The following is an 8,592-nucleotide window of genomic DNA, read 5'->3' on the forward strand; positions in this document are numbered from 1 at the left end:
CGACGACCCGGGCCGGGAGGCCGGCGGCCCGGCGGCGGGCGGCCAGGGCGTGCAGGGCGCCGGCGGCCGCGGCGGCCCGTTCCCGGTCGGCGGCGCCCAGCAGCAGGGCGGACGGGACGAGGACGGTGAACGCGGCGGCGGGGAGCCGGCTCGCCGCGTCCAGCGCCGCAGCGAGGCCGACCAGCCGGGCCACGGCGTCGTCGTCGGCCAGGTCGTCCTCGGACGGGCAGAGGAAGATCCCGCCGGGCGGGTCGTCGCCCGCCCGGTCGGCGGGCAGCGCGGTGGCCTCGGCGCCGGCGGCACCGAGTTCGGCGGCCAGCGCCGCCAGGGCGGACCCGGCGGCATCGCCGAGGTGGAGCAGCCGCAGCCGGCGGACGCGGTGCGCCGCGACGAGGTGCCGGGCCAGCGCCGCGCCGGCCGGTCCGTCGGCGCCGACGACCAGGACCGGACGGTCCGGGTCGGCGACGGTCACCGGCCGCGCCGGCACGGTCGCCGGGACCGACGCGAGGACGGCGTGCCGGGCGGTCCCGGCCCGCAGGGCGACCTGGGCGGCGCCGGCGTCCAGCACGGCGGGCAGCAGGGCGAGCGAGGCGGGGTCGGCGTCGTGGTCGACCAGCACGATCCGGTCCGGGTGCGCGGCCTGGAGAGCGCGCCCGATCGCCGGCACGGCGCCGGCCGACGGGTCGGGCCCGGTCCACCCGGCGGCGTCGCCCCCGCCGGGCGCGTCCCCCACGCCGGGAACGGTGGCCGCGTGGCCGGGCGTGTCGCCCGCGCCGGGAACGCTGGCCGCGCGGCCGGGCAAGTCGCCCGCCCCGGAGCCGGTGGCCGTGTGGCCGGGCAAGTCGCCCGCCCCGGAGCCGGTGGCCGCGCGGCCGGGCAAGTCGCCCGCCCCGGAGCCGGTGGCCGCGTGGCCGGGCGCGTCGCCGGCGCCGGCCGGGCCGGTCAGCAGCACCAGGCGGGTACCGGCGGGGCGGTCGTCGTCGAGCCAGGCGCGCAGCCGGTCGGCGAGGTCCGTCGGATCGGCGTCGGCCGGGTCGACGGCCAGCACCGTCACGTCGGGCACGTCCGGGGCGGCGCGCAGGGCGGCGAGGTCCGGGTGGGACCGGAACCGGTCGCTCGTCGCGGCGGCCCGCAGCGTCTCGGCAAGTGCCGTGCCGCCGGGCCCGACGACCGCCCAGCGGCGGGCCGGGGCGGCGGCCAGGGCCGCCGTCGGGGCCGGCGACCCGACCGGCGGTACGGCGGTCAGGTCCAGCGGTCGCCAGACGAGCCGGCTCAGCGCCTCGTGGTGGCTGCCGTTGACCGCGCGCAGCCGGGCCGGCTCGTCGCGCAGCAGCCGGCGGGTGACCTTGCCGGAGGCGGTGCGGGGCACCCGGGCGATCTCGTACAGCGCCTCCGGCACCTTGTAGTAGGAGAGTTTCTCCCGGCAGGCCGCGTACGCCGCCCGCGGGTCGAAGCCCGCCGGCCCGGGCACCACGAAGGCCACCGGCACCTCGCCGAGCACATCGTGCGGCCAGCCGGTCACCGCCACGTCGGCGACGCCGGGCACGGCGCGCAGCGCCTCCTCCACCTCGGCGGGGTGGATCTTCTCGCCGCCGCGGATGACGAGTTCCCCGTGCCGGCCGGTGACGAAGATGTTGCCGTCGGCGTCGCGCCGGGCCAGGTCCCCGGTGCGGTACCAGCCGTCGCGCAGCGCCGCGGCGGTGACCGCCGGCAGGCCGTGGTAGCCGAGCATGAGGCTCGGCCCGCGTACCCACACCTCGCCCTCGGCGCCGGTCGGCACGTCCAGGCCGGTCTGCGGGCTGACCAGGCGCACGTCGACGCCCGGCACCGCCCGCCCGCAGGAGCCCTCGACGCGGGGCTGGTCCGGCCGGGTCACGGCGATCGAGCCGCAGGTCTCCGTGCTGCCGTACGCGTCGAGCAGCGGCGCGTCGAAGACCTCCTCGAACGCCCGCCGCAGCGCGCCGGTGGTGATCGCCCCGCCGACGAGGCAGACCCGCAGGGCCGGGGCGCGGAACCCGGTCTCCCGGGCAGCGCCGACCAGGTGGTGGTACATCGCCGGCACGCCGGCCAGCACGGTGGCCTCGTCGGCGGCGACGGCGCGCAGCACGTCGTCGGCGGAGAAGCCGTCGACGAGCCGGGCCGTGGCGCCGACCGCGGTCACGCTCAGCACGCAGCCGATGTGGGAGAGGCTGTGGAACAGCGGCAGCGGCCAGACCACCCGGTCGGCGGCGGTGAGCCCGGGGATCGGCACGTAGCAGGAGGCGACCGACCAGAGGCAGGTGCGCTGGGTGGAGAGCACGCCCTTGGGCCGGCCGGTGGTGCCGGAGGTGTAGAGCATCCAGGCGACCTCGTCGAGGCCCAGGTCGTCGCGGGCGTCCACCCCGGGCTCGGTGTCGACGAGCGCGTTCCACGAGGTGACCCCGTCGGGCACCGGGTCGCTCCCGGTCACCACCACCCGCGGCACCGGCCGCTCGGCGCGCAGCCGCAGCACCTGGTCGAGGTGCTCCGGGTCGGTGACCACCAGCACCGCGCCGGAGTCGTCCAGCAGGTGGGCCAGCTCCGCGTCCGTGCTGCGGGGGTTCAGCGGTACGCCGACGGCGGCCGCCCGCGTGACGGCCAGCCAGGTCTCCACCGTCTCCACCCGGTTGCCGAGGCAGAAGGCCACCCGGTCGCCCCGGCCGACGCCCGACGCCGCGAGGTGTCCGGCCAGTCGGCGGGTGCGCGCGTGCAGGTCGGCGTACCGGACCGCCCGGTGGTCGTCGCGGAACGCGACCTTGTCGCCGAAGCTGGCGGCGTGGGCCGCGAGCAGGTCGGGCAACGGCTGGATCAGGTCGCTCCGAAGCATGTCACCACATTCCGTCCGTCGGCGAGACTCCCTCGTCCGCGGCGTAGACCTCGCTCGCCGTAACGGCCCAAGTCTTCCCAGCGCCCCGCCGGCAACCTACCCCTGTCACCCCCTAAGTCGTCCCCAGATCCGGCCGCCGAGCAGGAGGCGGGCGTCTCCGCAGGTCGATGATGGGGCGACCCCCGCAGACCGTCGAGCCCCGTGCTCCACCCGCCCGTCAGCCGAGGTGCCGTCGTTGGAACGCTGCTGGTTGTTCGCCCGCCTGGCCGTGCCGCCCGACGGACGCCCGGGCGCGCGGGTGCCCGAGCTGGTCGGCACGGTCCTCACCGACCTCGTCACCGCCGCCCGCCACGCCGATCCCGGCGCGGACTGGTTCTTCGACCTGCCCGACACCGCCACCGGGCGATGGCTCAGCCTCGGGTTCCACGGGGACCGGACCGCGCTCGACGCGGTCCGCGCTCGGCTGCTCGCGTACGACCCGGGGGTGTCCTTCGCCCCGGCGCCGGACGCGGTGCGCGACGCCGCCCGGGGCGGCCCGCTGGCGTCGGCGGGCAGCGACCTGGCCCTGGTCCTGCTCGGCGGGAACGCCCCCTGGCTGGCCGGCGTCGAGCTGCCGCTGGCGGTGGCGCACCTGCGGCACCTGACCGGGCTGGTGCCGTCGGGCGACCGGCTGGCGTTCCTTTTCCTGCACTGGCAGGACCGGGCCCGGCGGCTCACCGGGGCGCAGCGGCGGGACCTGGCCGCGCAGGCGGACGCCGAGGCGGAGAAGATCGTCCTGGCGGCCGGCGACCTGCCGCTGGGCGGGGAGGTCGCCGTCGCCTGGCGGCACTACCTGGACCGGGTGGCCGACGTGGTCGACCGGGACCATCCGGCGGCGCCGCGCGGCTTCCTGCTGGCGCACCACGCGCAACTGACCCACGAGCGGTGGGGCATCGGGCCGGACGTCGACTCGCTGGCGGCGCTGGCCCTGCGCCTGTCGATGGTCCGTGACCGCCCCGCCGTCGGCCCACCGGCCCCCGTTCCGCAACAGAGGAGACAGCAACCGCATGCACGCGTCCGCGCCTGACCGTCCCGCCCCCGCCGAGCCGGCCCGGATCGAGGTGGCGCTCGGCGAGCGCGCGTACCCGGTGCTGATCGGCCCCGGCGTGCGCCACCGCCTGCCGGCGGAGGTGGCGCGGATCGGCGCTCGGCGCGTCGTGGTGGTCTCGGCCCGACCGCCGGAGTGGACGCCCGACCCGGGCGTCCCGCACCGGGTGGTGCCGGCCCGCGACGGCGAGCACGACAAGACCCTGGCCACCGTGGAGCGGCTCTGCCGGCTGTTCGCGGAGTTCGGGCTGACCCGCGCCGACGCGGTGGTCTCCTGCGGCGGCGGCACCACCACGGACGTGGTGGGGCTGGCCGCCGGGCTCTACCACCGGGGCGTCGCGGTGATCCACCTGCCGACCACGCTGCTGGCCCAGGTGGACGCCAGCGTCGGCGGGAAGACGGCGGTCAACCTGCCGGAGGGCAAGAACCTCGTCGGGGTGTACTGGCAGCCCCGGGCGGTGCTCTGCGACACCGAGCAGCTGGGCACGCTGCCGGAACGGGAGTGGCGCAACGGCTACGGGGAGATCGCCCGGGCGCACTTCATCGGCGCCGGCGAGCTGCGCGACCGGCAGGTGGCGGAGCAGATCGCCGCCTGCGTCGCGCTCAAGGCGTCGGTGGTGGCCGCCGACGAACGCGACGCCGGGCTGCGGCACATCCTCAACTACGGGCACACGTTGGGACACGCGCTGGAGCGGGCCACCGACTTCCGGCTGCGGCACGGCGAGGCGGTCGGCGTCGGCACCGTCTTCGCGGGCCGGCTGGCCGGCGTCCTCGGCCGCGTCCCGCCCGACCGGGTCACCGAGCACCGGGAGGTGGTGGCGGACTACGGCCTGGACCCGGCGCTGCCCGGCGGCGTCGACCACGACGAACTGGTCGCGCTGATGCGGCGCGACAAGAAGGCCACGTCCGGCCTGTCGTTCGTGTTGGACGGGCCGGCCGGCCCCGAGCTGGTCGCCGACGTTCCCGAGGCGGCCGTCCGCGCCGCCCTGACGGGCATGTGACGGACGGGCCGGGGTCGGGGCCGCCCACCGTCCGATCAGGACGGGCGAGAGCGGCTCGGCGCGGGGCCGACGGGGGCCGAGCCGCCGGCTCGCGGCACGGGTTGCCGGACGTGGGGGCCGAGCCGGTCGTCGGGTCTCCCCCGGGCCGCGGCGGCGGCCCGGGGGTGCCGCGTCAGCCGCCCAGGGCCCGCTGGATCTGCGCGACCAGCACGCCGCAGGCGTACCGGTCGGAGGCGCCGACCATGCCGACGATGGTCGCCGGCTGCGGGCCGTTGTCGGTCTCCGCCGGGTCGTGGTGCATGAACACGACGAGCTGACCGCGGTCGATGAACGGGGCGAGGAGCGGCTCGGCGTCGACGCCGGGCGCGAGGGAGAAGAAGGTCGTCATCGCGCACCGGTGCCGGCCCAGCAGCGAGCTGCGGTGCAGCACGGAGGCCGTGGCCCCGCTGACCCGGAAGTTCGGGTCGATGACCCGCAGCCGGCCGTCCCGGCTGATGCCGGCGTCGAACGCGCAGTAGCCGCGGTATCCGAGCGCGCTGGCCCTGCGGACCCCTACGGTCAGCGCCTCGATCAGCTCCGCCGGCGGCGGGTCGTCGTCGTCCAGCACGCAGCCGACCCAGGTGGAGGTGGGCTGGGGCAGGTGCGCGGACGCGCCGAAATAGTGCACCGACCCGCTTTCCGTCACGCCGAACTGGAGTCCCCAGATCGTGCGGAAGGGCACCTCCTCCTCGACGATCCACCGGTCGCTGACCTGTTCCAGTTGGTTGAACAGCGACCTGTTCAACCGATCCTGCAATCGCCTGGTGAAGATGGCGATTCCGCTGTAGACCTCGACGCCGGCCGGTTTGACGACGGCGGGTCGGCGGTCCTGCCGCACGATTCGGCGCACCTCGGCGGGGGTGGCGACCTGGCGGCGGGGCAGGTATTCCGGTGCGATCAGTGTCTCCAGCACGGTCTTGTTGTTGAGGCGGGCCAGCAGCTCCGGCGACACCCGGGCGCGCGCCTGCCGCAGCCGTGGATCGTGCGGCGGAAACTGGAACTCCAGCAGCTCGCCCCGTTCGGCGGCCTCCCGGGCGAGCTGCGTCGCCTGCGCGCCGGAGCGGAACTCGCGCAGGTCGGTCGGCGGCTTCAGTCCGCACCGGGCGAGCAGGCGCAGCGACTTGTCGGCGCTCGATCCGGCGCTGCAGATGACCGCCGCCTGGTGCGGCAGGGTCAGGTGCAGCCCCGTGATCATGTCCAGGCCGTTGTGCAGGGCGGCGCCGGCCCCGGCGAGATAGCGGCTGCCGGCGGTCGCCACCGGGTCCGGTGGCCGGGCGAGCAGCACTCCGTCGGGGGCGAACACCTGCACCTGGATGGGCTCATCCATGAGATCTCCTGACATGCCGGCCCCACGTGGGGGCCTCGGGGTGGCACGGAGTCCGGGTGCGCCACGACCACGGTCGAGCGGTGACCGTGGCCGTCGGGTGCGCTCCCGGCGTTCGGGTAGGGCCGCTCGGCCACGAGAGTCGGGCGTGCCGCGTGCACCGGCGGACGGGGTTCAGGGCCGGACCGGCCAGGTAGCGGGCTGGCTTGTGGTCAGCGCTGCGTCGGCGAGGTGCACACCGTCAGGCGGTGGCCGCGATGGCAGCCGCCGACTGGGTCATGATCGGGAAAGCATAGTCAGGTCTCACTACCTCGGGATGGGCCGGTCAGCCGAGCACGGAGGGCCCTTTCCGCCGCCGGAATCGCCGATTCTCCGAGCGGAGCCCTCGTCCGTGGCTGACCGAAGAGCCCCATTCGAAAGGCCCGCGAGATCATGCACTGTCGCGTTCGGACCATCGCGTACCGCCGTTTCGGATCACGGCTCCGGTCCACCATGGACTGTGGTCACGGCGGGCAGTTCCGTCCGCGTGCCCAGACCGGCGCGCACTGACCAGCTCAAATGGCGGGCGCCGCGCCGCCGGCACGCGCGCCCGCCGCCGTGCCGGCCGGCACGCGACACCGGCCACGGGCCGGCAGCGGCGGCGGCACTAGGGGTCGACGGGGCGTAGCTCTAGGGGTGTACTCCCGGCCACGGGGCTTCGTAGGGTCGGGCCCCATCGGTTGCCGTTCCCCCGACCGCACGTCCCTTCCCGCGCCACGGCCACACCTCCGGCCGTCGGCCCCGCCAACCGGCCGGGCCGCCGCGCGGGTCGGTGCGCGCCCGGCAGAGACCCGCACGGGCGCGGCACGGCGTGTCGTCCGGCGTACGGCACACCGGCCGGCCGCGTCGGCCGCCCGGCGTCCGGTCTTCCCCTTCGATCGGAGGTTGAGCTCAATGTCTGTCGGATTCGAGCGGGCCGTGGCCGGCGCCGTGGACGCCGAGGCTCTGGAACTGGTGGGCGACAGGCGTCGGCCGACGGCGTGGCCGGCCCCGGCCGCGTCGGCGCACCGCGCGCTCACCGTCGGGGCCACCGGCGAGGCGGTGCTGGCGGGACTCGTGGCCGTGCTGGCCCGGTACACCGGTCAGGGCCGGGTGGCGTTGGGGCTGTCGTCCGGTGGCGGGCTGCGGGTGGACGTGGCGGACGATCCGGGCTTCGGCGAGCTGGTGTCGCGGGTGGGTGCGGCGCTGGCGACGCCGGCGTCGGCGGACGACGGCCCGGCGGGCCCGGTGGTGGTGGGGTTGGTGGACGCCCCGGTGGCCGAGGCCGGACCGGCGGTGGTCGCGGTCGACCTGGTCGTGACGGTGGCCGCCGACGGCTCGGCGGTACGGGTGGACCACGCGGCGGACGGGTTCTCGGCGGACTGGGTGCGGGGCCTGCTCGACCACGTGACGACCGTGACGCGGGCGGGGCTGGCCGCGCCCGGGACGGGCCTGTCGGGGCTGCCGCTGCTGACGGACGCGGAGCGGGAGCGGCTGCTGGCGTGGGGCCGGGGCGCCGAGCGGCAGGTGCCGGCCGAGCCGATCCACGAGCTGGTGCTGCGGTGGGCGCGGCGCACGCCGGAGGCGGTGGCGGGGGTCGCCGGCGGCGAGGTGTTGACGTACGCGGAGTTGGACCGCCGGTCGGCGTCGCTGGCCGGGTATCTGCGGTCGATGGGTGTGGGCGCCGGCGCCGTGGTGTCGCTGGCGTTGGACCGCAGCCTGTGGTCGCTGGTGGCGACCCTGGGCGTGCTGCGGGCGGGGGCGGCGTACACGCCGATGGACGTGTCGTGGCCGGCGGAGCGGATGCGCCTGTTGCTGGCCGACCACGGCGCGCGGGTGGTGTTGACCGTCGGTGCGGTGGCCCCCCGGATCCCGGGCGGGGACGGGGTGTCGGTCGTCGCGTTGGACGACGACTGGCCCGTGGTGCGGGCGGGCGGGCCGGTGGACCTGCCGGCCGTGCCGGCCTCCGCGCCGGCGTTCGTGATCTACACGTCCGGCTCCACGGGCACCCCGAAGGGTGTCGTGCTGACCCACGCCATGCTGACGAACTTCCTGACGTGGATGCGCGAGGAGTGCGCGGTCGGCCCGGACAGCCGGATGCTGCACTGCTGCGCCCCGGTCTTCGACGTGGCCCTCGGCGAGATCTACACCGCGCTGACCTCCGGCGCCCGCGTCGTGGTCTGCTCCCGCGACGACCTGCTCGACGCCCGCCGGCTCACGGACCTGATCGCCAAGGAACAGACCAGCCACGCGTTCTGCCCACCCACCAACCTCGCCGC

The 8,592-nt window shown here is 76.6% G+C and carries 5 protein-coding genes; 3 read left to right on the plus strand and 2 right to left on the minus strand.

Annotated elements, in window-relative coordinates:
* Positions 1-2,845, minus strand: a 2,845-nt coding sequence (locus ACWENR_RS27810) for an AMP-binding protein (RefSeq protein WP_452279907.1), incomplete at its 3' end; no start/stop codon positions are given.
* Between the two features lie 226 nt (positions 2,846-3,071).
* On the opposite strand from ACWENR_RS27810, the gene ACWENR_RS27815 reads away from it, so the two are divergent.
* Positions 3,072-3,911, plus strand: a complete 840-nt coding sequence (locus tag ACWENR_RS27815) for a hypothetical protein (protein ID WP_452279908.1) — start codon at positions 3,072-3,074, stop codon at positions 3,909-3,911.
* Positions 3,892-4,932, plus strand: coding sequence for a 3-dehydroquinate synthase family protein (locus tag ACWENR_RS27820; protein WP_452279909.1), 1,041 nt, complete (start codon positions 3,892-3,894; stop codon positions 4,930-4,932). Before ACWENR_RS27815 ends, ACWENR_RS27820 begins: the two co-directional genes overlap by 20 nt.
* 172 nt (positions 4,933-5,104) lie before the next feature.
* Here ACWENR_RS27820 and ACWENR_RS27825 read toward each other — a convergent pair whose 3' ends face one another.
* Positions 5,105-6,298 (minus strand): ATP-grasp domain-containing protein, encoded by a 1,194-nt coding sequence (locus ACWENR_RS27825; protein ID WP_452279910.1) that lies wholly within the window; start codon positions 6,296-6,298, stop codon positions 5,105-5,107.
* A gap of 930 nt (positions 6,299-7,228) precedes the next feature.
* Between ACWENR_RS27825 and ACWENR_RS27830 the strand changes: the two genes are divergently transcribed.
* The coding region (locus ACWENR_RS27830) for an AMP-binding protein (protein WP_452279911.1) at positions 7,229-8,592 on the plus strand (1,364 nt) is incomplete at its 3' end.

It is taken from the genome of Micromonospora sp. NPDC004336, assembly GCF_053602615.1.